At 72.3% G+C, this 24,286-nt stretch carries 20 protein-coding genes; 9 read left to right on the top strand and 11 right to left on the bottom strand.

Annotated features, from left to right (window positions below):
• Window positions 1–5: 5 nt before the first annotated feature.
• The 3 genes from O7602_RS03075 to O7602_RS03085 form a co-directional block, all read right to left on the bottom strand.
• Window positions 6–962, bottom strand: coding sequence for an ABC transporter permease (locus O7602_RS03075; protein WP_281586715.1), 957 nt, complete (start codon window positions 960–962; stop codon window positions 6–8).
• Entirely contained in the window at window positions 955–1,893 is a 939-nt protein-coding gene (locus O7602_RS03080) for an ABC transporter permease (protein WP_281586716.1), read from the bottom strand. Before O7602_RS03080 ends, O7602_RS03075 begins: the two co-directional genes overlap by 8 nt.
• Window positions 1,894–1,983: 90 nt before the next feature.
• Window positions 1,984–3,582, bottom strand: coding sequence for an ABC transporter substrate-binding protein (locus tag O7602_RS03085; protein WP_281586717.1), 1,599 nt, complete (start codon window positions 3,580–3,582; stop codon window positions 1,984–1,986).
• Window positions 3,583–3,828: 246 nt separating this feature from the next.
• Here O7602_RS03085 and O7602_RS03090 point away from each other — a divergent pair, with 246 nt between their 5' ends.
• From O7602_RS03090 to O7602_RS03100, 3 genes are all read left to right on the top strand, one after another.
• A complete protein-coding gene (locus O7602_RS03090; RefSeq protein WP_281586718.1) occupies window positions 3,829–4,692 on the top strand; it encodes a bifunctional methylenetetrahydrofolate dehydrogenase/methenyltetrahydrofolate cyclohydrolase in 864 nt (287 codons plus the stop codon).
• A gap of 99 nt (window positions 4,693–4,791) precedes the next feature.
• Window positions 4,792–5,742: a malate dehydrogenase gene (locus tag O7602_RS03095; protein WP_281586719.1), complete on the top strand. Its 951-nt coding sequence runs from the start codon at window positions 4,792–4,794 to the stop codon at window positions 5,740–5,742.
• A gap of 257 nt (window positions 5,743–5,999) precedes the next feature.
• Window positions 6,000–7,217: an NADP-dependent isocitrate dehydrogenase gene (locus tag O7602_RS03100; RefSeq protein WP_281586720.1), complete on the top strand. Its 1,218-nt coding sequence runs from the start codon at window positions 6,000–6,002 to the stop codon at window positions 7,215–7,217.
• Window positions 7,218–7,288: 71 nt separating this feature from the next.
• Here the strand turns inward: O7602_RS03100 and galT are convergent, their stop codons facing one another.
• The 3 genes from galT to cysC all read right to left on the bottom strand — a co-directional run bounded on the left by galT (window position 7,289) and on the right by cysC (window position 10,798).
• On the bottom strand, window positions 7,289–8,362 hold the full coding sequence (gene galT / locus O7602_RS03105; protein ID WP_281586721.1) for a galactose-1-phosphate uridylyltransferase: 1,074 nt from the start codon (window positions 8,360–8,362) through the stop codon (window positions 7,289–7,291).
• Window positions 8,359–9,147 (bottom strand): DeoR/GlpR family DNA-binding transcription regulator, encoded by a 789-nt coding sequence (locus O7602_RS03110; protein ID WP_281586722.1) that lies wholly within the window; start codon window positions 9,145–9,147, stop codon window positions 8,359–8,361. The genes galT and O7602_RS03110 overlap by 4 nt, the downstream gene beginning before the upstream one ends.
• Window positions 9,148–9,268: 121 nt before the next feature.
• Window positions 9,269–10,798 (bottom strand): adenylyl-sulfate kinase, encoded by a 1,530-nt coding sequence (gene cysC / locus O7602_RS03115; protein ID WP_281586723.1) that lies wholly within the window; start codon window positions 10,796–10,798, stop codon window positions 9,269–9,271.
• Window positions 10,799–11,116: 318 nt separating this feature from the next.
• Between cysC and O7602_RS03120 the strand changes: the two genes are divergently transcribed.
• The 4 genes from O7602_RS03120 to O7602_RS03135 are packed head-to-tail and all read left to right on the top strand — an operon-like array spanning window position 11,117 to window position 14,571.
• Window positions 11,117–12,031 carry an ABC transporter ATP-binding protein gene (locus O7602_RS03120; protein WP_281586724.1) on the top strand — a complete coding sequence of 305 codons (915 nt, stop codon included), beginning with the start codon at window positions 11,117–11,119 and terminating at the stop codon, window positions 12,029–12,031.
• On the top strand, window positions 12,024–12,905 hold the full coding sequence (locus O7602_RS03125; protein WP_281586725.1) for an ABC transporter permease subunit: 882 nt from the start codon (window positions 12,024–12,026) through the stop codon (window positions 12,903–12,905). Before O7602_RS03120 ends, O7602_RS03125 begins: the two co-directional genes overlap by 8 nt.
• Window positions 12,902–13,861: an ABC transporter ATP-binding protein gene (locus tag O7602_RS03130; protein WP_281586726.1), complete on the top strand. Its 960-nt coding sequence runs from the start codon at window positions 12,902–12,904 to the stop codon at window positions 13,859–13,861. Before O7602_RS03125 ends, O7602_RS03130 begins: the two co-directional genes overlap by 4 nt.
• On the top strand, window positions 13,861–14,571 hold the full coding sequence (locus O7602_RS03135; RefSeq protein ID WP_281586727.1) for an ABC transporter permease subunit: 711 nt from the start codon (window positions 13,861–13,863) through the stop codon (window positions 14,569–14,571). Before O7602_RS03130 ends, O7602_RS03135 begins: the two co-directional genes overlap by 1 nt.
• A 94-nt stretch (window positions 14,572–14,665) precedes the next feature.
• Here the strand turns inward: O7602_RS03135 and valS are convergent, their stop codons facing one another.
• The gene (gene valS, locus O7602_RS03140; RefSeq protein ID WP_281586728.1) at window positions 14,666–17,230 is read right to left on the bottom strand and encodes a valine--tRNA ligase; all 2,565 of its coding nucleotides are present in this window, start codon (window positions 17,228–17,230) and stop codon (window positions 14,666–14,668) included.
• Window positions 17,231–17,663: 433 nt separating this feature from the next.
• Between valS and O7602_RS03145 the strand changes: the two genes are divergently transcribed.
• On the top strand, window positions 17,664–17,867 hold the full coding sequence (locus tag O7602_RS03145) for a DNA-binding protein (RefSeq protein WP_281586729.1): 204 nt from the start codon (window positions 17,664–17,666) through the stop codon (window positions 17,865–17,867).
• Window positions 17,868–18,022: 155 nt separating this feature from the next.
• The gene (locus tag O7602_RS03150) at window positions 18,023–18,217 is read left to right on the top strand and encodes a DUF397 domain-containing protein (RefSeq protein WP_281586730.1); all 195 of its coding nucleotides are present in this window, start codon (window positions 18,023–18,025) and stop codon (window positions 18,215–18,217) included.
• Between the two features lie 157 nt (window positions 18,218–18,374).
• Here O7602_RS03150 and O7602_RS03155 read toward each other — a convergent pair whose 3' ends face one another.
• The 4 genes from O7602_RS03155 to O7602_RS03170 all read right to left on the bottom strand — a co-directional run bounded on the left by O7602_RS03155 (window position 18,375) and on the right by O7602_RS03170 (window position 24,089).
• Window positions 18,375–20,207, bottom strand: a complete 1,833-nt coding sequence (locus O7602_RS03155; protein WP_281590088.1) for an ABC transporter ATP-binding protein — start codon at window positions 20,205–20,207, stop codon at window positions 18,375–18,377.
• Between the two features lie 71 nt (window positions 20,208–20,278).
• Window positions 20,279–22,093, bottom strand: a complete 1,815-nt coding sequence (locus tag O7602_RS03160) for an ABC transporter ATP-binding protein (RefSeq protein WP_281586731.1) — start codon at window positions 22,091–22,093, stop codon at window positions 20,279–20,281.
• A gap of 35 nt (window positions 22,094–22,128) precedes the next feature.
• On the bottom strand, window positions 22,129–22,641 hold the full coding sequence (locus O7602_RS03165) for a methylated-DNA--[protein]-cysteine S-methyltransferase (protein ID WP_281586732.1): 513 nt from the start codon (window positions 22,639–22,641) through the stop codon (window positions 22,129–22,131).
• A complete protein-coding gene (locus O7602_RS03170) occupies window positions 22,638–24,089 on the bottom strand; it encodes an AlkA N-terminal domain-containing protein (protein ID WP_281586733.1) in 1,452 nt (483 codons plus the stop codon). The genes O7602_RS03165 and O7602_RS03170 overlap by 4 nt, the downstream gene beginning before the upstream one ends.
• Between the last annotated feature and the right edge of the window lie 197 nt (window positions 24,090–24,286).

The raw sequence follows: 24,286 nt of genomic DNA on the forward strand, positions 1-24,286 counted from the left end.
CTGTCTCACCGCAGTTTCGGGTCGAAGGCGTCGCGGACCGCGTCGCCGAGCATGATGAAGGCGAGCACGGTCAGCGCGAGGAAGGCCGACGGCACGATCAGCGGCGTCGCCGACTCCCGCATGTGCACCCGGCCGGCGTCGATGTCGATGCCCCAGGAGATGGTCGGGGCCTTCAGGCCGATGCCGAGGAAGCTCAGCGTCGCCTCGGCCGCGATGAACGACCCGAGCGCGATGGTGAGCACCACGATGGCCGGGGCGAGCGCGTTCGGCAGGATGTGCCGCCACATGATCCGGCCGTTGCCGGCGCCGAGCATCCGGGCCGCGGCCACGTAGTCCTGCTCCCGGGCGGTGATGACCGAGGAGCGCACCACGCGGGCCGCGGTGGTCCAGCCGAGCAGCGCCAGCACCAGGATGACCGCGAACAGGCGTACCGTCTCGCCGCTTGTGCTCACGCGCTTGAGCAGCACGATGGCGGCCAGCAGCAGCGGGATGCCGAGCACGATGTCGATCACCCGGGAGAGCACCGCGTCCACCCAGCCGCCGAAGAAGCCGGCGACCATGCCGACGACGAGCGCGATCACGCCGGTGATCAGCGCCGAGAACGCGCCGACCAGCAGCGACGCGCGGGCCCCGTAGACGGCGCGGGCGAACGTGTCGCAGCCCTGGAAGTCGTACCCGAAGATCGCCCCGCCGGACGGCCCGGCATGCTGCCGGGACAGCACGCAGTCGCGCGGGTCGTTGGCGGCGAACAGCCCGGGCGCGACGGCCATCGCGGCGACCAGCGCGACGAGCAGCAGACTGAGCCAGAAGACCGGGTTGCGGCGCAGGTCCCGCCAGGCGTCGCCGGCCAGGCTGCGGGGTCGGCGCGGCTCGCCGGCCCGGTCCGGGGTGGCCGGCTCGCCGGAGACGCCGCGTCGTGCCGACTGGTCCTCGGTCGCCGCCACCGTTTCGAAGTCACTCATAGCGGATCCTCGGGTCGAGTACGGCGTAGAGCACGTCCACCACGAGGTTGGACAGCAGGTAGACCACGACGAGCACGCTGACGATGCCCACCACCAGCGGCCCGTCCTCGGTGCGGATGCCGCGGAACAGGTTGAAGCCGACACCGGGGATGTTGAACACGCCCTCGGTGATGATCGCGCCGCTCATCAGGTTGCCCAGCTCGACGCCGAGGAAGGTGACCACCGGGATGAGCGAGTTGCGCAGCACGTGCACGCCGACGATGCGCCGCCGCACCAGGCCCTTCGACCGGGCGGTGCGCACGTAGTCGGCGCGCAGGTTCTCCGACACCGACGTCCGGGTCAGCCGCAGCGCGGTGGCGAGCGACAGCGAGCCGAGCACGAGGCCGGGCAGCAGCAGCGCCCACAGCGAGGGCTGGGCGCCGGCGGTGGGCGGGAAGATCGGCCAGCGTACGCCGAGGAAGTACTGCGCCAGCGGGGCCAGCACGATCGTGGGTATGCCGAGCACCAGCAGCGTGAGCACGAGCGTCGCGTAGTCGAAGACGCCGGCCCTCCGGATGCCGGCGATCACCCCGGCGGTGACTCCGACTCCGATGGTCACGGCTATCGCGATCAGCGCCAGCTTCACGGTGACCGGCCAGGCGGCGGCGAGGATGTCGCCGATCTGCCGGCCGGTCAGCGACTCGCCGAGGTCACCCCGGAGCAGGCCGCCCAGGTAGTTGACGTAGCGGTAGAGGAAGCCGCCGATCCCGGTGGCGTCCAGGTGGTACTTCTCGGTCAGGTAGGCGCGCTGGGCCGCGGTGACGGGCCGTTCCCCGGCGAGCGCCTGGATCGGGTCGCCCTGCCCGGCGAACATCAGCGCGTAGACGATCAGCGTGGTCCCGAAGAAGGCGAGGACCATCTGGAGCAGTCGCCGCAGGATGAAGCGGAGCATGCTGGCAAGTCTGCCGAAAGCGCACGAAATGCGGGCCAATGCCAGGGCCGGGCCACCCGGTGGGGGTGGCCCGGCCCGTGCCGAGGGGTGTCAGGCGCGTTCGATCTCCAGCAGGTCCACCCGGTCGAAGAGGTCCACGTGCACGTTCGTGACCTTGGTGGAGTGGCCGAAGTTGTTCTGCCCGTACCGCAGCGGGATCACCGGCAGGTCCTGCGCGAGGAGGTCCTCCGCCGCCTGGTACTTCTTGATCGCCTCGTCCTCGGTCGCCGCGCGGGCGCCCTCGGCGAGCAGCTTGTCGAACTCCGGGTTCGAGTAGCCGTAGTAGTTCGACGAGCCGTTGGTGCTGTACAGCGGGCCCAGATAGTTCTCCATGGACGGGTAGTCCATCACCCAGCCCATCCGGAACAGGCCGACCGACTGCTTCTGCTTGAGCTTGGTCAGCAGGTCCGCGAACTTCGGCTCGGCGTTGCCCACGCACTCCACGCCCAGGTTGGCCTTGAGCTGGTTGCAGGTGGCGTCGATCCAGTCCTTGTGGCCGCCGTCGCCGTTGTAGGACAGCTCGATCTTCTGCGGGCCGCCCGCGGCCTCGTACATCGCCTTGGCCTTGGCCGGGTCGAACGCGCCGGCGGTGCCGATGGTGTTCTCCCGGTAGCCCGCGACCACGGGCGAGACGAACGAACGGGCCGGCTGCTGCGAGTCCTTGAAGATCGACGTGGTGATCTCGTCCCGGTCGATCGCCATCGAGATGGCCTTGCGCACCTCGGGCTTGCTGAACTCCTTCTGGAACGTCGGGAACGCCAGCACCTGGAGCGACGAGGCCGGACTCTGCTGGAACCGGTCGCCGAGGTCGGTGGCGGCGGTCGACAGGTTCTCGGTCGGGATCGTCTTGATCACGTCGAGGTTGTCCGCCAGCACGTCCGCGTACGCGGCGGTCGGCTGCTGGTAGATCCGGAACTCGACGCCGCCGACCTTGGGCTGCTGGCCCGGGAAGGCGTCGTAGCGCTCCACCTCGACCTTGGCGTCGTGCTGCCAGGTGCCCTTCATCTTGAACGGGCCCTGGCCGATCGGCGCCTGCTCGTAGCCCTCGGCGAGCACGCCCGGCGCGGAGAAGGCCGCCTCGGGCAGCGGGTAGAACGCCGTGTAGCCGAGCATGGTCTTGAAGTCGACGTACGGCTCGGTGAGCGTCACGGTGAAGGTCAGGTCGTCGACCTTCTTCAGGCCGCTCAGCGTCTCGGCCTTCGGCTTCTCGCCCTGAAGGTCGTCGTAGCCGGCGATCTTCTCGAAGAAGTAGCTGGAGTTCTGCCCGTTCGGGGCGTACGCGCCGTAGTTCCAGGCGTCGACGTAGTTGTCGGCGGTGACCTTCTCGCCGTTGTGGAACGTGTAGCCGGGCTTCAGCTTGATCGTCCAGACCTTGTTGTCCGACGACGTCACCGACTCGGCCGCCACCTCGTGCGGCTTGTTCGCCTCGTCGTAGTCGACGAGCGGGCTGAACAGGGCCGACAGGACCTGCGAGCCACTCGTCTCGTTGGTGTTTGTCGGCACCAGGTGCTGCGGCTCGGCGATCTCGATCCGCACGGCCGCGTCGGGGTCGCTTGCGCCGCCGCTGCCGCCGCCCGGGCCGCAGGCCGTCAGGCCCAGCGTCACCGCGAGCGGGAGAGCGGCCCAGGCCGCGAGCCTACGAACACGCATGGGGTCTCCTCGTCTCCTCACGCTGCGCGGTCGGCCCGACGTTGGGTGACTCTGCGCAACGAGCCGTAACGGTAGGTCGCGGTGCGGCGGATCGACAACGGAAGCGTTGCGAGCTGGTAACGGAGTGTGTCCCGATGTCCCGTTTCGGTCCCTGATCGGTGACCCTGAGTGACGGAACCCACGCTGCGGAGCGTGATCACCTGCGGTCGTCGTCCGGCCCGGTCGCGGGCGTGAGACGATCACGACGTGACGGCGACGATCCTGGACGGCAAGGCCACCGCGGCGGAGATCAAGGACGAACTGCGGGCGCGGGTCAAGGCGCTCGCCGAGCGCGGCATCACCCCCGGGCTCGGTACGGTCCTGGTCGGGGAGGACCCCGGCTCCCAGGCGTACGTCAACGGCAAGCACCGCGACTGCGCCGAGGTCGGCATCGCCTCGCTGCGGGTCACGCTGCCCGCCGACGCGGGCCAGGCGCAGCTCGACGCGGCGCTCGCCGAGCTGAACGCCGACCCGGCCTGCCACGGCTACATCGTCCAGCTCCCGCTCCCGGCCCACCTGGACACCCAGCGGGCGCTCGAATCCATCGACCCGGACAAGGACGCCGACGGCCTGCACCCGGTCAACCTGGGCCGACTCGTGCTCGGCTACGACGCGCCGCTGCCCTGCACCCCGCGCGGCATCGTCGAGCTGCTGCGCCGGCACGACGTGCCGCTGCGCGGCGCGAACGTCGCCGTGGTCGGCCGCGGCAACACCGTCGGCCGGCCGCTCGGCCTGCTGCTCACCCGGCGCAGCGAGAACGCCACCGTCACGCTCTGCCACACCGGCACCCTCGACCTCGCCGGGCACACCCGCGCCGCCGAGATCGTCATCGTCGCCGCCGGGGTGCCGGGACTGCTCACCGCCGACATGGTCACCCCCGGCGCGACGGTGGTGGACGTCGGCATCACCCGGGTGATCGGCGACGACGGCAAGGGGCGCTACACCGGTGACGTCGACCCGGAGGTGTTCGAGGTGGCCGGCAAGGTGGTGCCGATGCCCGGCGGAGTCGGCCCGATGACCCGGGCCATGCTGCTCACGAACGTGGTGGAGCGGGCCGAGCGGGCCGGCTGACCACCCAGACAGGTCATAACCGTCCGCCCCTCGCCCGATCGGTGCCAGGATGGCTGATACGGTCCGGGAAACCGACTGGTAACAGGGAGTGGGACGACCATGGGTAAGAAGGTCACTGTCGTCGGGGCCGGCTTCTACGGCTCCACCACGGCACAGCGTCTGGCCGAGTACGACATCTTCGACACCGTCGTGATCACCGACATCGTGGAGGGCAAGCCGGCGGGCCTCGCGCTGGACCTCAACCAGTCGCGTGCGGTCGAGGGCTTCGAGACCACAGTCGTCGGCGTCACCACCGGGCCGAACGGCGAGGGGTACGAGGCCATCGAGGGCTCCGACGTCGTCGTCATCACCGCCGGCCTGCCCCGCAAGCCGGGTATGAGCCGGATGGACCTGCTGGAGACCAACGCCAAGATCGTGCGTCAGGTCGCCGAGAACGTCGCCAAGTACGCCCCGAACGCCGTCGTCATCGTGGTGTCGAACCCGCTCGACGAGATGACCGCGCTGGCGCAGCTCGCCACGCAGTTCCCGAAGAACCGGGTACTCGGCCAGGCCGGCATGCTCGACACCGCCCGGTTCACCAACTTCGTCGCGGAGGCGCTGAGCGTACCGGTGAAGTCGGTGCGGACCCTGACCCTCGGCTCGCACGGCGACACCATGGTCCCGGTGCCGTCGCAGAGCACCGTGAACGGCAAGCCGTTGCGCGACGTCATGCCGGCCGAGCAGATCGAGGAACTGGTCGTCAAGACCCGCAACGGTGGCGCCGAGGTCGTCGCGCTGCTGAAGACCGGGTCCGCGTACTACGCCCCGTCCGCCGCCGCGGCCCGGATGGCGAAGGCCGTGGCCGAGGACTCCGGCGACGTCATGCCGGTGTGCGCGTGGGTCGACGGCGAGTACGGCATCTCCGGCGTCTACCTGGGCGTCGAGGCCGAGATCGGCGCCGGGGGCGTGAAGCGGGTCGTCGAGACCGACCTGGACGCCGACGAGCTGGCCGCCCTGAAGGAGGCCGCCGAGGCCGTCCGCGCCAAGCAGGGCGACATCTCCTCCCTCTGACACCCCAGCACCACCCGCCCAAGGGCGGCCGGCGTCCCGCCGGCCGCCCTTCCGCGTCCCCGGGCGTGCTCAGCGCGCGTACCCCCGGGGTGATTCCGGGTCCCCGAGTGTGTGCCGGCGGCATCCGGGAAGGATGCCCTCGCGACCCGTTCCGGGTGATCCCGTTCTCCCCGGGTGAGGCCGGCTGGGGCGCCCCGAGCCGTTTCCAGTACGCTCGTACTGCTTGAGCACGTGTCCCCCGAGAGGAGCGCCGGCCGATGGCGAAGATCAAGGTAAACAACCCGGTCGTGGAGATCGACGGCGACGAGATGACCCGGATCATCTGGAAGCAGATCCGGGAGCAGCTGATCCTGCCCTACCTCGACGTCGACCTGCACTACTACGACCTGTCGATCCAGTACCGCGACGAGACCGAAGACCAGGTCACCGTCGACGCCGCCAACGCCATCAAGGAGCACGGCGTCGGCGTCAAGTGCGCCACCATCACCCCGGACGAGGCCCGGGTGGAGGAGTTCGGCCTGAAGAAGATGTGGCGGTCGCCGAACGGCACCATCCGCAACATCCTCGGCGGCGTCGTGTTCCGCGAGCCGATCATCATGTCGAACGTGCCGCGGCTCGTCCCGGGCTGGACCAAGCCGATCATCATCGGCCGGCACGCGCACGGCGACCAGTACAAGGCCACCGACTTCGTCGTGCCCGGCCCGGGCAAGGTCACCATCACCTACGCCCCGGCCGACGGTGGCGCGCCGATGGAGATGGAGGTCGCCAACTTCCCCGGCGGCGGCATCGCCATGGGCATGTACAACTTCGACGAGTCGATCCGGGACTTCGCCCGCGCCTCGTTCCGGTACGGCCTCGACCGCAACTACCCGGTCTACATGTCGACCAAGAACACCATCCTCAAGGCGTACGACGGTCGGTTCAAGGACATCTTCGCCGAGGTGTTCGAGGCCGAGTTCAAGGCCGAGTTCGACGCCGCCGGGCTCACCTACGAGCACCGGCTGATCGACGACATGGTCGCCGCCGCGCTCAAGTGGGAAGGCGGGTACGTCTGGGCCTGCAAGAACTACGACGGTGACGTGCAGTCCGACACCGTCGCGCAGGGCTTCGGCTCGCTCGGCCTGATGACCTCGGTGCTGCTCTCCCCGGACGGCCGTACCGTCGAGGCCGAGGCCGCGCACGGCACCGTCACCCGGCACTACCGGCAGTACCAGAAGGGCGAGAAGACCTCCACCAACCCGATCGCCTCGATCTACGCCTGGACCCGGGGCCTGGCCCACCGGGGCAAGCTGGACGGCACCCCCGCGGTCACCGAGTTCGCCAACACGCTGGAGCAGGTCATCGTGGAGACCGTCGAGGGCGGCCAGATGACCAAGGACCTGGCGCTGCTCATCTCGCGGGACGCCCCGTGGCTGACCACCGACGAGTTCATGAGCGCGCTCGACGAGAACCTGTCCCGCAAGCTCGCGGCCTGAGATGTAAGGAAGGGCCCCTTCTTAACGCCTCGCGTTGTGGAAGGGGCCCTTATTAACACCTCCCCCCGCCTTCACGCGGCGCGCAGCAGCTCGGCGGCGCGCTCGGGGGCGATGTCGTTGATGAAGACGCCCATGCCGGACTCCGAACCGGCCAGGTACTTCAGCTTGTCCTTCGCCCGCCGGACGCTGAACAACTGCAGGTGCAGGTGGCCCAGCTCCCGGTCGACCCGCACCGGTGCCTGGTGCCAGGCCGCGATGTAGGGCATCGGCATCTCGAACAGCCCGTCGAAGCGGCGCAGCAGGTCGAGGTAGAGCGGCCCGAAGGCGTCCCGCTCGGCGTCGTCGAGCGCCGGGATGTCCGGCACCGGCCGGTGCGGGGCCAGGTGCACCTCGAACGGCCAGCGGGCCGCCGCCGGCACGTACGCGGTCCAGTGCTCGTTGCTCGCCACCACCCGGTCGCCGGCGGCGCGCTCGGCGGCCAGCACGTCGGCGTAGAGGTTGCCCCCGGTGCGTTCGGCGTGCCGCCGGGCGGCGGCGAGCAGGCTCCGGGTCCGCGGGGTGACGAAGGGATACGCGTAGATCTGCCCGTGCGGGTGGTGCAGCGTCACCCCGATCTCCACGCCCCGGTTCTCGAACGGGAACACCTGCTCCACGCCGGGCAGCGCGCTCAGCGCGGCGGTGCGGTCGGCGAGCGCGTCCAGCACCGTCCGCACCCGCAGCGGGGAGAGCCGGGCGAACGAGGCGTTGTGGTCGTCGGTGAAGCAGACCACCTCGCACCTGCCGACCCCGGGGCGGACCGGGGTGAACGGCGTGATCTCGGCGGGCTCCTCGGCCACCCGCTGGCTCAGCGACGGGAACCGGTTCTCGAAGACGACCACGTCGTACTCCGGCGCCGGGATCTCGCTGTGCCGGTCACCGCGGGAGGGGCAGAGCGGGCACTGGTCGGCCGGGGGCAGGAAGATGCGGGTCTGCCGGTGCACCGCCACCGCCACCCACTCGTCGGTCAACGGGTCGTAGCGCAGCTGCGAGGCGGGGGGCGGCGGGGGTAGTTCCCGCCGGTCCGGCTGGTCCCGTACCGTGTCGTCCCGCTCGTCGAAGTAGATCAGCTCGCGGCCGTCGGCCAGCTCGATCTGCGTACGCTTCACGCCGCCCCCCTCGTCGCCGGGACCGTCACCAGCTCACCCACCCTCTCCTCGAGTACCCGCCGTGCGTCGGGTGGCAACCGGTCGTCGGTGACCAGCACGTCCGCCGCGTCCAGGCCGACGATCGAGGAGATGCCGACCGTGCCCCACTTGGTGTGGTCGGCCAGCACCACGAGCGCGTCGGCGGCTGCCACAAGTGCCCGGTTCGTGTCCGCCTCCATCAGGTTGGGCGTGGTGAATCCGGCCCGTTCGCTGATTCCGTGCACGCCGAGGAAGAGCAGATCAAGGTGGAGCGCGGCGATCGCGGCCACGGCCAGCGGACCGACGAGCGCGTCCGACGGGGTGCGTACGCCGCCGGTGAGCACGACTGTGTGGTCCGGCCGGCCGGCGGTGTGCAGGATCTCCGCCACCGGCAGGGAGTTGGTGACCACCGTCAGGCCGGGGACGTCGATCAGGCGGCGGGCCAGCTCGGCGGTGGTGGTGCCGGCGGAGAGGGCGATCGCGGCGCCGGGGCGGACCAGCCGGGCGGCGTGGGCGGCGATGGCCGCCTTCTCGGTCGACTGGCGGACGGACTTGGCTTCGAAGCCGGGCTCGTCGGTCGAGCCGGGCCCGGCCAGCGTCGCCCCACCGTGCACCTTGGCGAGCAGGCCCTGACCGTGCAGCGTCTCCAGGTCCCGCCGGATGGTCATGTCCGACACGCCGAACTCGGCGGCCAGTTCGGTGACCCGGACCCCGCCGGCGGCGCGGACCCGTTCCAGGATGGCGGTCTGCCGCTGCCGCGCCAGCATCCCCGGTCACCTCCCGAGCCTCCCCGACCGCACGAACGTGGTCGAACGCGTTCCAACAAAGCCGAACACTACCGCGCAGGTGAAGGGGACGCGAGGTGGGACTACGGCGACGCGGGGCAGATCAGGCGGGCTGCAGGCGGGGCTCCACCCAGCCGGTCTCGGTGAGGTGCTCCATCACCCGCTGCACCGCCTCCTCGACGGTCAGGTCCGCGGTGTTGACCACCAGGTCGGCGTCGGTGGGCTCCTCGTAGGGGTCGTCGATCCCGGTCATCCCGGTGATCAGGCCGGCGCGGGCCCGGGCGTAGAGGCCCTTGCGGTCGCGCTGCTCGCAGACCGCCAGCGGGGTCGCCACGTGGACCAGCAGGAAACCCGCCCCGGCCGCCTCCGCCATCTCCCGGGCGGTCGCCCGGGCCGCCGCGTACGGCGCGATCGGGCAGCAGATGCCGACCCCGCGGTGCCGGGCGATCTCGGCGGCCACCCAGCCGATCCGGCGCACGTTGAGATCGCGGTCGGCCTTGCTGAAGCCCAGCCCGGCCGACAGCTCCCGGCGCACCACGTCGCCGTCGAGCAGCGTGAGCGTGCGATCGCCCTGCTCCCGGAGCGCGTCGGCGAGACCTCGGGCGACCGTCGACTTCCCCGAGCCGGAGAGGCCGGTCAGGAAGATCACCAGACCGCGGTGCCGTCGCGGCGGGCGGGCCCGGGCCAGTTCCCGGGCCACCGCGGGCGGAGTGTGCCACTCCGGCAGCGGGAAGCCCCGGTCGAGCAGGTCGTCGATCTCCTCCTGGCTCAGCGCCAGCCGGCGGTTGCGCGGCGGGATGTCCTCCCGCCAGCGCCACTGCCCGTCCCGGTTGTCGTACGCCAACTCCCGGGGCACCAGCACCCGCAGGCCGGCGCCGGAGAGCATGCCCTCGGTGGAGAGCAGATGGGTCACCCCGTATGCGGCGGCCACCCGGGCCCGCAGCAACGCGTCACTGATCTCGTCGGCCCGACCCGCCAGCGGCACCGCCACAAGCGTCGCCGGCGGCATCCGGTCGCGGGCCGCGAACACGCTGCGTACCAGTGCCTCGGCCGGCAGGCCACCCGTCGACTCCTCGCCCACCGGGATGAACACCAGCAGGTGCGCACCGAGCGTGCGGGCCGCGTGGGCGATCTGGGCCAACTGCGGTCGGTGCAGCGGGCGGTCGGCGAAGACACCGAGCACCCGGCCCGGTGGCAGCAGCCCCCGCACCTCGTCCGGGCCGCGCCGCAGCCGCTGGAACGGACCGTGACCGCCGTCACCCAGCCGGTGTACCGCGCCCCCGACGCCGACCGTGCCCGCGCGGGCCGGCCAGACGTCTGTCACGTCCATGGCCGCCACCGGGGCGCCCTCGCCGTCGGTGAGCACCAGCGCCCGGCTGGCCGGATCGGCCAGCTCCAGCCCTTCGACGAGCGCCGCCGGCACCTGCAACGTCACCGGCACCGGCCAGGGCGTGCCGTCGGCGAGCCGGCCGCGCCGGCCCAGCGACGCCAGGTCCGCCCGGGTCATGAAACCGCTCAACGGCGCGTACGCCCCGGTCAACAGCAGCTCGAGATCGGCCAGTTCAGCGGGTCTGGGCGCGTACGCCGGCGCATCCCGCAGCACATCCTCGGGCAGGATCCACCCGTTGCTCATCGAACCCCCAACTCGCCGGCCGGCACACAGTTTCGCAGCCCACCGGCGATCGGTCGAGAGCGCCACTCCACCCGCCGGTAACCGCACGTCCCGGGGACCGTCGGTGAACTGGTCGCGGATGGAGTCAGGGACACCGAATCCTCACCGACGGGACCCGACCGGTCGATCGGGCGACCGGCTGCCGACGCGCGCCGTCCGGCGGAGCGCCCGGCGGATCCGCCGGGCCGGGCCGGCGGGCGCGTGTGTCGGGGCGGAATCAGGGACAACCCCGAGCGTTTCCTGGTGCCCTGACGGGACCGGGGTTTCTAGGCTGTCAGCGTGACACTGCTCGCGACCGAGTCGCTGACCAAGACGTACGGAGGCCGGGTCACCGCGTTGGCCGACCTCACCGTGTCGGTCGAGCCGGGGATCATCGGGCTGGTGGGCGCCAACGGCGCCGGCAAGTCCACCCTGATCAAGATCCTGCTGGGTCTGCTCCCGCCGACCAACGGCCGGGTGCAGGTGCTCGGCCTCGACCCCACCACCGACCCGGCCGCGGTCCGCGCCCGGGTGGGCTACATGCCCGAGCACGACGCCCTCCCGCCGGACCTCTCCGCCGCCGAGCTGGTCACCCACCTGGGCCGGATGAGCGGGCTGCCGCGCACGGTCGCCCGGGAACGGGCCTCCGAGGCGCTGCGCCACGTCGGCCTGCACGAGGAGCGGCACCGGGCCGTCGGTGGCTACTCCACCGGCATGAAGCAGCGGGTGAAGCTCGCCCAGGCGCTCGTGCACGACCCCGACCTGCTGCTGCTCGACGAGCCCACGAACGGCCTCGACCCGGCCGGCCGGGACGCCATGCTCGCCCTGATCCACCGGATCGGCACCGAGTTCGGCATCTCCGTGGTCGTCTGCTCGCACCTGCTCGGCGAGGTGGAGCGGATCTGCGACACGCTCATCGCGATCGACGGCGGCCGGCTGTTGCGCGCCGACCGGGTCGCCGCGATGACCACCGCCACCGACGTGCTCGCCGTCGAGGTGAGCGAGGGTACGGAGGAGCTGGCCGCCCGACTCGCCGCGCTTGACCTGCCGGTGTCCCGGGACGGTCGGCTGCTGCTCGTCCCGCTCGCCGACGACCACACCTACGACCTGATCCTCGGCGCGGTCGCCGAGCTGGACCTGCCACTGCACCGGCTGGACCAGCGACGGCACCGGGTGGCCGAGCTCTTCGCCCCGAGGGAGCCCAGCCATGCCTGAAGCGACCGGCGTCATCCACGACATCGGCTACCAGCGCTACACCGGCCCGCGGCTGGGCCGCTGGCAGGTCTTCGGTGCGCTCTACGGCCACGGCGTGCGTACCGTCTTCGGGTTGGGCCGCAGCGCCAAGGCGAAGATCTTCCCGTGGCTGGTGGTCGCGGTGGTGACCGTGGTGGCGGCCGGGTTGACCGCGGTGCGCAGTCAGACCGGCCAGGTGGTGATGACGTACGCCCAGTTCGCCGACGCGATGAGCTGGCTGGTCATCTTCTTCGCCGCGGTGGCCGCCCCCGAGTTGGTCTCCCGCGACCTGCGCAGCGGCGTGCTGCCGCTCTACTTCTCCCGGCCGCTGCCGCGCGGCGACTACGCGCTGGCCAAGCTGCTGGCGCTTGTCACGTCGCTCTGGCTGCTGCTCGGCGGCCCGCAGTTGGTGATGTTCCTGGGCGCGGCGTTCACCACCTCGCGGGGGGTGCGCGGGGTCTGGGACGAGCTGCTCGACCTGCTGCCCGGCCTGCTCTACGCCGGCCTGTGGGCGGTGGTCTTCGCCTCGATCGCCCTGCTTGTCGCCTCGCTGACCGGCAAGCGTGCCTTCGCCGCCGGCGGCATCGTGGCGGTCTTCCTGATGACCACGCCGGTGGTCGGCGTGCTCTCCATCCTGCCGTCCCGGACGGTCAACGAGTTGGCCTTCCTCGCCTCCCCGTCGTCGCTCGTCAGTGGCGTGGGCAGTTGGGCGCTCGGCGACCTGCTGACCCAGGGAGGGGAAGGGGGCATACCGATCGGGGACTTCGGGCCGGTCTACGCCGTGGTCGCCGTGCTGCTGGTCGCCGCTTGCGTCAGCCTGCTGTTCCTGCGATACCGGAAGGTGGCCGCCCGATGACGGCGATCAGCACGCAACCGGCGGCCGGCGTGTCCGCCGCCGCGGCCAGCACCCTCGACCTGGCCGGCGTCTCCCGCTGGTACGGCAACGTCGTGGCGGTCAACGACGTCAGCATGCGGCTCGGCCCCGGGGTGACCGGCCTGCTCGGCCCGAACGGCGCCGGGAAGACCACGCTGCTGCACATGATGGCCGGTTTCCTCGCCCCGTCCCGGGGCACGGTGACGCTGGACGGGGAGCCGACCTGGCGCAACCCGGGTGTCTACCGGCGGCTCGGTCTGGTCAGCGAACGGGAGGCGGTGCACACCTTCCTCAGCGCCTACGAGTTCGTGCTGGCGAGCGCGAAGCTGCACCGGCTGCCCGACCCGGAGGCGGCGGCCCGGCGGGCGATCGAGCTGGTCGAGATGCAGGACGCGCAGGGCCGCCGGATCGGCACCTACTCCAAGGGCATGCGGCAGCGCACCCGGGTGGCCGCCGCACTCGTGCACGACCCGCAGGTGCTGCTGCTCGACGAGCCGTTCAACGGAATGGATCCCCGGCAGCGGCTGCACATGATGGGGTTGCTGCACCGGCTCGGTGACGCCGGCCGGACCATCCTGTTCAGCTCGCACATCCTGGAGGAGGTCGAGCAGGTCTCCGGCACGGTCCAGGTGATGGTCGCCGGGCGGTTGGCCGCCTCCGGCGACTACCGGACCATCCGCCGGTTGATGACCAACCGTCCGCACGTCTTCGGGGTGCGTTCCACCGACGACCGGGCGCTCGCGGTGGCGCTGATGGCCGAGAACTCGGTTTCCGGCGTCGAGTTGGACCGCACCGGCCTGACCGTGAAGGCGAGTGACTACGGCGCCTTCACCCGGGCGTTGCCCAGGATCGCACTCCGCCACGGCATCCGGGTCCGGCAGCTGCTGCCGGCGGACGAGTCGCTGGAGAGCGTCTTCTCGTATCTGGTGGAGGCCTGATGTCGACCGTTAGCTGGATCACCGCACGCGGCCTGTTCGGCCGCAGCCGGTTCCTCATGCTGCTGCCGTTGCCGCTGATCCTGGTCGGCCTGGCGGTGCTCTGCCGGTCGCTCGGCGTGGACCCGGGCCAGTGGGGGCCGCCGGTGCTCGTCGGTCTCGGCCTGGCCGTGGTGCTGCCGGTGGTCGCCCTGATCGTGGGCACCGGCGTGCTCGGTGCCGAGATCGACGACGGCACCGTGGTGCACATCCTCACCAAGCCGCTGCCCCGCTGGCAGATCGTGCTGCCGAAGCTGGCGGTGGCGGCCGTGGTCAGCGCGGTCACCGCCGGCGTCCCGCTCTACGTCGCGGGCGTGCTTGCCGACTCGGTACGCCTCGGCCTGGCCCTGGTGGCGGCCTCGGCGGCGGGCGCGTTGGCGTACTCGGCGTTGTTCCTGGCGCTCAGCCTGGTGAGCCGGCGGCCGGTGCTGGTCGGCCTGGTCTACGTGCTGATCTGGGAGGGTCTGCTCGGTCGGTTCGTCAACGGCACCAAGGTGCTCTCGATCCAGCAGTGGGTGATCGCGCTTGCCGACAAGATGGCGCCCACCCCGCTGCTCGGCACCACCGTCTCGGTGCCGGTCGCGGCCGTGCTGACCGCGCTGGTGGCGATCGGCTTCACCGCGCTGGCCATCGACCGCCTGCGTTCCTTCAGCGTGGCCGGCGAAACCAGCTAGGAAGGCGGGGGCCCCGCTTAACGCATTCGGTAGAGGCGGGGGCCCCGCTTAACACCGACGTGTTAAGAAGGGCCCCCGCCTAACCGGCGAAAGACTAGAAGGCACAGGCGATGACCAGCTCGGGCGTGCGGTCGGGCAGCAGGTCGAGCGTGGCGATCCGCCCCGCCGCGCGCAGGTCGCCGGCGATCGTGGTGAGCTGGTCGAGCAGGGCCGCCGGCCCGAGCGCCTCGGCCAGCGGCACGTCCGCCTTCATCGACAGCTTCCGTTCCGACTTGGCCCGCCGGACCTGCCCCAGCGCGTCGGCGGCCAGCCGCAGCAACTCCGGGTCACCGGGCGCGGCCATCGCGTGGCCCACCTCGTACGTGGTCGGCCACGTCGACAGGTGCACCGAGCCGTACCGCCACCAGGACCACACCTCCTCGGTGACGAACGGCAGCACCGGGGCGAAGAGCCGCAACTGCACCGACAGCGCGGTCGCCAGCGCCGCCCGCGCCGAGTCGGCCGCCGGCCCGTCGCCGTAGGCGCGTTCCTTCACCAACTCGATGTAGTCGTCGCAGAACGGCCAGAAGAACGCCTCGGTGGCCATCAAAGCGGCCGTGTGGTCGTACCCGTCGAAGGCGGTGGTCGCGGTCGCGACCACGCCGGACAGTTCGGCGAGCATCGCGGTGTCCAGCGGCTCGGTCACCGGGGCCCGCAGCGCGTCGGCGGCGCCCAGCCCGAGCGCGAAGCGGGACGCGTTGAGCAGCTTGGTGGCCAGCCGCCGACCCACCTTGACCTGCGCCGGGTCGAACGCCAGGTCCATGCCGGGCTTGCCGTTCGCGGCCCAGTAGCGCACCGCGTCGGAGCCGTGCCGCTCCAGCAGCCCCATCGGCGTGACCACGTTCCCCTTGGACTTGGACATCTTCTTCCGGTCCGGGTCGAGGATCCAGCCGGAGAGCACCGCCGTGCGCCAGGGCAGCGCGCCGTGCTCCAGATGGGACCGGACCACGGTGGCGAACAGCCAGGTCCGGATGATGTCGTGCCCCTGCGGGCGCAGGTCCATCGGGAAGACCCGGCCGAACAGGTCCGGGTCGGTCACCCAGCCGCCGACGATCTGCGGGGTCAGCGACGACGTGGCCCAGGTGTCGAGCACGTCCGGATCACCGGCGAAGCCGCCGGGCCGGCCGCGCTGCCCCTCCGTGAATCCGGGCGGCGGCTCGCTCGTCGGATCGATCGGCAACGTCGCCTCGTCCGGTGTGAGAGGGTGGTTCCAGTCCGGTTCGCCAGCGTCGTCGAGCCGGTACCACACCGGCACCGGCACGCCGAAGAACCGCTGCCGGCTGACCAGCCAGTCGCCGGTGAGGCCACCCACCCAGTGCTCGTAGCGGTGCCGCATGTGCTCCGGCACCCAGCGCAGCTCGCGCCCGCGGGCCAGCAGCTCGTCGCGCAGGTCGGCGTCCCGGCCGCCGTTGCGCAGATACCACTGCCGGGTCGACACGATCTCCAGCGGCCGGTCGCCGCGCTCGTAGAACTTCACCGGGTGGGTGATCGGGCGCGGTTCGCCGACCAGGTCACCGGCGTCGCCCAGCAGCGCCACGACCGTCCGCCGGGCGCCGTTGACCGTCTGCCCGGCCAGCGCCGCGTAGGGCTCCGCCGGCACGCCGGCCGGCGGCTCCGGCAGCAGCCGGCCGTCCCGGCCGACCACCACCCGGGTGTCCAGCCGCAGCTCCCGCCACCAGGTCACGTCCGCCAGGTCACCGAACGTGCAGACCATCGCGATGCCCGTGCCCTTGGCCGGGTCCGCCAGCGGGTGCGCGCGCACCGGCACCCGGACTCCGAACACCGGGGTACGCGCAGCCGTGCCGACCAGGTCCGCGTAGCGCTCGTCGTCGGGGTGACAGACAAGCGCCACGCAGGCCGGCAGCAGCTCCGGCCGGGTGGTGTCGATCAGCACCTCGCGCCCGCCCGGCCCGGCGAACCGCAGCCGGTGGTAGGCGCCCGGCCGCTCCCGGTCCTCCAGCTCCGCCTGGGCGACCGCGGTGCCGAACCCGACGTCCCACAGCGTCGGCGCCTCCGCCTGGTACGCCTCACCCCGGGCCAGGTTCCGCAGGAACGCGCGCTGGCTGGCCGCCCGGGCCGCCGGGCCGATCGTGGTGTACGTCAGGGACCAGTCCACCGACAGGCCGAGCCGCCGCCACAGCGCCTCGAAGACCTTCTCGTCCTCCACGGTCAGCGTCTCGCACAGCTCGATGAAGTTGCGCCGGGAGATGGCGGTCGGGTTCTTCCGGGCGTCGTCGCCGACCGGGGCGGCCGGCGGTCGCCAGCCCGGGTCGTACGGCAGCGCCGGGTCGGGCCGCACGCCGTAGACGTTCTGCACCCGGCGTTCGGTGGGCAGCCCGTTGTCGTCCCAGCCCAGCGGATAGAACACGGTCCGGCCGCGCATCCGCTGGAATCGGGCCACCGTGTCGGTGTGCGTGTAGGAGAAGACGTGCCCCATGTGCAGCTCGCCCGACACGGTCGGCGGCGGGGTGTCGATCGAGTACACGTCGGAGCGCTCCTTCGAGCGGTCGAACGCGTACGTGCCGTCGGACTGCCAGCGACGGGCCCAGGTCTCCTCGAGCCCGTCCAGGCTCGGCCGCTCAGGGACGCCGGCGCGGGCGGTCCTCGTCGTGTCGGTCATCCGCCGATGGTAGGCACCCGCACCCGGCCACTCCACGGCTTTCGCAGGGCAACCGGCCGGTGCCGCTGGGGCCAAAAGGGCCGTCTCGGGTTCCGAGCCTGGGCGGACTGGCCCTCACCGGACGGCAGGGCCGGTCCAACTGATGAAGCGGGAGAACATCTCGCCCGGCTGTGGGCCGGGGTTCGGGTTGAGCCTGAGTAGATCCCCGGTCGCGTCGAACAGCATGCCCGCCATGTAGACCGCGAGCCCTGCCCGGTCGCCCCGATACTCCATACCGAGTAAGGGGCGGACTGCGCGGGATGGGCGGTTGGGCGCAGATGGAGTCTTGTGCGGCATCGCTTGAGCGTCGCCTCCGGCTCGCCCGTTGTTAAGGTGCAACCTGCACTAAGCCGAGATGTGGTTTGACTACTTCACTTCTGGCTACCCTGCGGCCGTGCCACGCCACCTGTACGGGGCGGGCGAGATCACGGCCCGGCTGGGCGTCAGTCGCCAGCGGGCTCGGCAGATCATCGACCGGCCCGACTTCCCGAAGCCGTACGACCGGCTGGGCATGGGCGCTGTCTGGCTGAAGGCCGATGTCGAGGCTTGGATTCGAGAGCACCGCCCGCATCTCGGTGAGGTTGACGACGAGGCGTAGGCCGTCCGGCTGCCTGGCTCCGCGACAGCGGAATCCGTCCCGAGGCCCGTGGCGTGCGTGGCTCTCGCTCCTCGGCGCGTCGCCATCGAAGGAGAAACACGTTCGAGCGCCATGCCTCTGCGGCGAATGGACGTCACGCTGGGTAATCTGGTGGCATGAGTGGTGCGCAGTGGCGTAAGAGCACGAAGAGCGGCAACAACGGTGGCTCATGTGTCGAGGTCGCCGACAACCTCCCGGGCATCGTCCTGGTCCGGGACACCAAGGACCGTGACGGCGGAACGCTGACCTTCGGGCCGGAATCCTGGCAGGGCTTCGTCGACCTGGCCAAGCAGATCGGTCCCGTGGGCTGACCGAGCTTTCGCACGGTGAGCAACTCCGCCCCAGAGCGGCAGGGGTGGGATTGGCCACCCACATCTTGAGATCTGCGGAGATCTTGGTAGGAAAGTGCCCCTATGGGGGCCGTTTCGTACCAAGATCTACTCGCGCCTCGCGCCTCGCGCCTCGCGCTCAGAGCAGGGAGTCGCGCCACTGGCGGTGCAGGGCGGCGTAGCGGCCGTCGGCGGCGGCCAGCTCGGCGGGGGAGCCGTCCTCGACGATGCCGCCGGCGTCCAGCACCAGCACCCGGTCGGCGATCTCCACGGTGGAGAGCCGGTGTGCGATCACCAGCGCGGTCCGGTCGCACAGCACGTTCCGCAACGCCCGCTGCACCAGCCGTTCGGTCGGCACGTCCAGTGAGGAGGTGGCCTCGTCGAGGATCAGCACCCGGGGGTCGGCCAGGAACGCCCGGGCGAACGCGACGAGTTGCCGCTGCCCGGCGGAGAGCCGGCCGCCGCGCCGGTGCACGTCGGTGGCGTACCCGTCGGGTAGCGCGGCGATGAACTCGTGCGCGCCGATGGCCCGGGCGGCGGCGACCACGGCGGCGTCGTCGGCGTCCGGGCGGCCGAACCGGATGTTCTCCGCGACGGTGCCGCTGAACAGGTGGGTTTCCTGGGTGACGAGCACCACCGCCCGGCGCAGCTCGGCGTCGGCCAGGTCGCGCAGGTCGATCCCGTCCAGGCGGACCGCGCCGGCGTCCGGGTCGTGGAAGCGGGCCAGCAGCTTGGCGACCGTGGACTTGCCGGCGCCGGTGGGCCCGATCAGCGCGACGGTCTGCCCGGCCGGTACGGTCAGTTCCAGGCCGGACAGGATCGGCGTGTCCGGCCGGTAGCCGAAGGAGACCGAGCGGAAGTCGACCGCGCCGCGCGGCGGCCCGGCGGGCAGTGGCACCGGCCGTACCGGTTCGGCCACCGCCGGGCGCTCGTCAAGCACCCCGGCCAGCTTCTCCAGCGCCGCGGTCGCCGACTGGAGCGAGTTGTAGAACTGGCTCAGTTCCTCCATCGGCTCGAAGAAGCGGCGCAGGTAGAGCAGGAACGCGGCGAGCACGCCGACCTCGGTGTGGCCGCCCAGCACCCGCCAACCGCCGTACGCCAGCACCGTCGCGGCGGTGAGGTTGCCGATCAGCCGGATGCCCGGCGAGTAGATCGCGATCAGCCGGAACGCGCTGAGGCTGGCCCGCCGGTAGTCGTCGTTCACCGCGTCGAAGATGCGCTGGTTGCGGGTCTCGCGGCGGTACGCCTGCACCGCCCGGATCCCGCGCAGCGACTCGACGAAGTGCACGATGACGAGCGCCACGGCCTCCCGGGTGCGCCGGTACGCCCCGGCGGAGGCGCGGGCGAACCAGCGGGACAGCCAGAACAGGAACGGGAAGGCGAACAGGGTGACCGCGGCCAGCGGCAGGTCCAGCCAGAGCAGGATGCCCGCCACCGACAGCACCGACAGCACGGCCATCACCAGCCGGTCGATCCCGCCGTCCACCAGCTCGCCGATCGACTCCAGGTCGCTCGTCAGCCGGGACACCATCCGGCCGGACGTGTAGCGCTCGTGGAAGCCGACGTCGAGGCGGAGGAAGTGCGCGTACACCCGGCGGCGGAGGTCGAGCAGGACGGCCTGGCCGATCCGGGCGGCGAGGGCGAGGAACGCGCGCCGGGCCGCGTACTCGACGGCGGTGGCGACGACGAACGCGGCGGCGACCGCGACTAGCGGGCCGGGGTCGCCGGCCCGTAGCGGCCCGATGCCCCGGTCGATGCCGAGCATGACCAGGTACGGGCCGGTCATCGCGGCGGCGTTCTGGGCCAGCAGCAGCGCCACCGCCGCCGCCAGCGGGCGTCGGTGCGGGCGCAGCAGGCGGCGCAGCAGGAGCCGACTGCGGGCGCGGAGCCGGGTCACCGCCGCCGGGGACGAGTCCTCGGCGCGGCTGCGGTCGGCGTCCGGGTCGGTGGCCAGGCCCCGCCACCGGGCCAGCTCGGCATCCGGGTCGGCCGGGGGGTCGCGCGGGGCGGCGTCGCGGCGGCGGGATCGCGGGACGCGGCCGGTCACGACCGCACCAGGCCGACGCCGCCCGGCCGGCGTTCCGGCTCGGCGGAGAGCACCGCGCGGTAGGCCGGCACCCCGGCCAGCATCTCGGAGTGGGTGCCGACGGCGACGATCCGGCCGCCGTCGAGCAGCGCCACCCGGTCGGCGAGCGTCACCGTGGAGGGCCGGTGCACCACGAGCAGGGCCGTGGTGTCGTGCAGCACCTGTCGCAGGGCGGCCTCGACTAGCGCCTCGGTGTGCACGTCGAGCGCGGAGAGCGGGTCGTCGAGGACCAGCAGGGCGGGTCGGCCGAGGACCACCCGGGCCAGCGCCAGCCGCTGCCGCTGCCCGCCGGAGAGCGACAGCCCCTGCTCGCCGATCCGGGTGGCAAGCCCCCACGGCAGCTCGTACGCGAAGTCCGCCTGCGCCAGCGTCAGCGCGGCCCGGATCTCCTCCTCGCCGGCGTCCGGCCGGCCCAGGGTGAGGTTTTCCCGCACCGACATGGAGAACAGGGTCGGCTCCTCGAAGGCCACCCCGACAAGCTGGCGCAGCGAGCCGAGCCGCAGGTCGCGCACGTCGTGCCCGTCGAGCGTGAGCCGGCCGCCGGTCACCTCGTGCAGCCGGGGGACAAGCGAGAGCAGCGTGCTCTTGCCGCAGCCGGTGGCGCCGACGAGCGCGAGCGTCTCGCCCGGCTCGACGGTCAGGTCCAGCTCGTGCAGGATCGGGGTGGGCGCGCCGGGGTAACGAAAGGTCACCCGCTCGAACCGGAGCCGTCCGCGCACCTGCGACCGGTTCAGCGTCCGGGCGCGCGGTCCGTCCACGATGGCCGGGCGGGTGTCGAGAACCTCCTGGATGCGGTCGGCGGCGGTGGCGGCCTCCTGCCCATTCGCGATGATCCAGCCGAGCGACTGCACCGGCCAGATCAGCATGAGCTGGAGGCTGACGAAGGCGACGAGTTGCCCGATGGTGAGCGCGCCTCCGGCCACGGCGGCGGCGCCGGCGACCAGGACCGCGCCGAGGGTCAGGTTGGGCACGAGGTCGAACAGCGCGGAGGTACGGGCCAGCAACCGGGCCTTGCCGATCCCGGTGTCGTGCAGCCGGCGGGCGCCGACGGCGAACCGGGCCGCCAGCTCCGGACCCCGCCCGTACGCCCGCATGGTGCGCAGCCCCTGCGCGGTCTCCTCGACGAGTGTCGCCACGTCGCCCTGCTGGTCCTGCATGCGGCGGGAGGCGGCGTGGTAGTGCCGGGCGAACCGGCGGCTGATCAGGAACAGCGGCACGGCGCTTGCCGCCACCAGCAGGCCCAGCCAGAGGTGCAGCCGGATCAGCAACACCACCACGGCGGCGTAGGTGGTCAGGTTGAGCACCAGGAAGAGCAGCCCGAAGGAGAGGAACCGGCGGATCACCGAGAGGTCGCTCGTCACCCGGGAGAGCAGCTGGCCGGACTGCCAGCGGTCGTGGAAGCTGGGCGGCAGCCGTTGCAGGTGGGCGTAGAGGTCGGCCCGGATGGCGGCCTCCATGCCCACCGAGGAGGACGACTGCGTCCACCGCCGGATGAAGATCAGCACCGCCTCGGCGACGCCGAGCAGCAGCGCCAGGCCGCCGAGCCGCAGCAACCCGGCCCCGTCGTGCCGGGCCACCGGCCCGTCCACCACCCGCTGCACCACGAGCGGGACCGCCAGGCTCGCCGCGGTCGCGGCCAGCGCCGCGACAAGCAGCCAGGCGAACTCCGTCGCGTACGGGCGCAGGTAGGGCCGCAGCCGCCAGAGGTTGCGCAGCGGCTGGGACCGGGCGTCGGGATGCGCCGCGGCATTGCTGTCGCTGGGCGCGGGCACCAGCCGACGGTAGCGGCCGGGGGAGACACTCGGGGTCAGCTAGCCGTCACCCGTCCCTCATGCCCGAGAAGCCACTTCTTCACGTCCAGCCCCCAGCGGTAGCCGCCGAGCGTCCCGTCGGTGCGCAGCACCCGGTGGCAGGGCACGAAGAGCGCGGCGGCATTGCGGGCGCAGGCCGCCGCGGCGGCGCGGATCGCGGCCGGTCGACCGGCCAGCGCGGCGAACCCGGTGTAGGTCACCGGGTCGCCCGGTTTGACGTGCCGCAGCACCTGCCAGGCGTGCGTCAGGAACAAGCCGTCGGTGTGCTGCTCCACCTCGACCGCGTCGAGCGCGACCAGATCGCCGTCGAGGTAGGCCCGCACCGCGGCGGTCACCGGACCCAGGTCGGCCCGCTCCCGCAGGTCGCCGCGCAGGCTCGGATGCGTCAACGGCACCAGGGCCGTCGGGTCGGCGGTGAAGCCGGCCGCGCGTACCGCGCCGTTGGGCCCGGCGAGCACGCTCAGCGGCCCGGCGGGGGTGTCGACGACGGTGCTGTCCACAGTGGTCATGCCGCTCTCCAGAGTCGGATCGTCGCGTAGGACCGCCAGGGGCGCCAGCGGTCCGCGTACGCGGTCAGGGTCTTCGGGTCGTCGGGCAGGCCGAGCGCGGCGGCGCCGCGGCGTACGCCCAGGTCGGTGGCGAGGATGACGTCGGGATCGCCGAGCGCCCGCATGGCCAGGTAGCCCGCGGTCCACGGCCCGACGCCTGGCAGAGCGGCCAGGTGCCGGGCCGCCTCCTCGCGGTCGCCGCCGGGTTCGAGGTCCAGCTCGCCGTCCGCGACGGCCCGGGCCACCGCCCGGATCGTCGCCCGCCGGGCCGCCGGCATCCGGAACGCCTCATCCGGCGCCGCGAGCACCTCCGCCGGGGTGGGAAACGCCCGCGGACCGCCCGGTGGCCCGCCGGCGACCGGGCCGTCGGCGGGGCGGGCGCCGGCGATCAGGCGGGTGAGCGTGGTCCGGGCCGACCGGAGCGACACCTGCTGGGTGGTGACGGCGCGGACGGCCGTCTCGAAGCCGTCCACCGTGTGCGGCAGCCGGACGCCGGGCTCGGCGGCGACCGCCGGGGCCAGGGCCGGGTCGTCGGCGAGGGTGGCGTCCACCGCGACCGGGTCGGCGTCCAGGTCGAGCAGGCGCCGGCAGCGGGCCACCGCGGGCGCCAGGTCGCGCATGTCGGCCAGCCGCAGCGTGGCCGCGACGTGCCCGTCGGCCGGGGTCAGCACCGCCGTGCCGGGTCCGTGCGGCAGCCGCAGGCCCCGGTGGTACGCCCCGTCGCGGACCTCCTCGACGCCTGGTAGCGCGCGGAGCGCGAGGAAGTCCAGCAGCGCGCCGGCGTGCAGCGGTGGCCGGTAGGCCAGGCGCAGTGAGATGGTGCCGGCCCCGCCGGGCGGTTGCCGGCTGCTCCGGGCGACCCGCAGCTCGGACGGGGTGACGCCGTACACCTCGCGGATCGTGTCGTTGAACTGCCGCACGCTGCCGAACCCAGCGGCGAACGCCACCTCGGCCAGGCCGAGGCCGGTGGTCTCGACCAGGATCCGGGCGGTCTGCGCACGCTGCGCCCGGGCCAGCGCCAGCGGGCCGGCGCCCAGCTCGGCCCGGAGCATCCGGTGCAGGTGCCGTTCGGTGTAGCCTAGCCGGGTGGCCAGGCCGGGCACGCCGTCCCGGTCGACCACGCCGTCGGCGATCAGCCGCATCGCGCGACCGACCAGATCGGCCCGGACGTCCCAGTGCGGCGAGCCCGGCGCGGCGTCCGGCCGGCACCGACGGCAGGCGCGCAGCCCGGCGCCCTGCGCGGCGGCGGCCGACGGAAAGAACCGGACATTCTGCCGCTTCGGCGTCATCGCCGGACAGGACGGCCGGCAGTAGATCCCGGTCGACGTCACGCCGGTGTAGAACCAGCCGTCGAACCGCGGGTCGCGGCTGTCGACGGCCCGGTAGCACCGCTCGAAGTCCAGCTCCATGACACCGATACTGCCTCGCAGGCCACGCGCTGGGCTGGCGGGAATCGGACGTGACACGGGGCAGTTGCGCCAGCTCGGCGAAGTGGCGTGATCCCCGGCCCCCGGATGCCGCCACCTCGGCGAGGTGGCGGCGATCTTCGCGGGCGGATCGGAAAGTGTCGTAAGTGGTCGGTACCGTCCCGCCACCAACTCAAGAA

It is taken from the genome of Micromonospora sp. WMMD1128, from assembly GCF_027497235.1.
In the GTDB taxonomy this organism is placed as follows: Bacteria; Actinomycetota; Actinomycetes; order Mycobacteriales; family Micromonosporaceae; genus Micromonospora.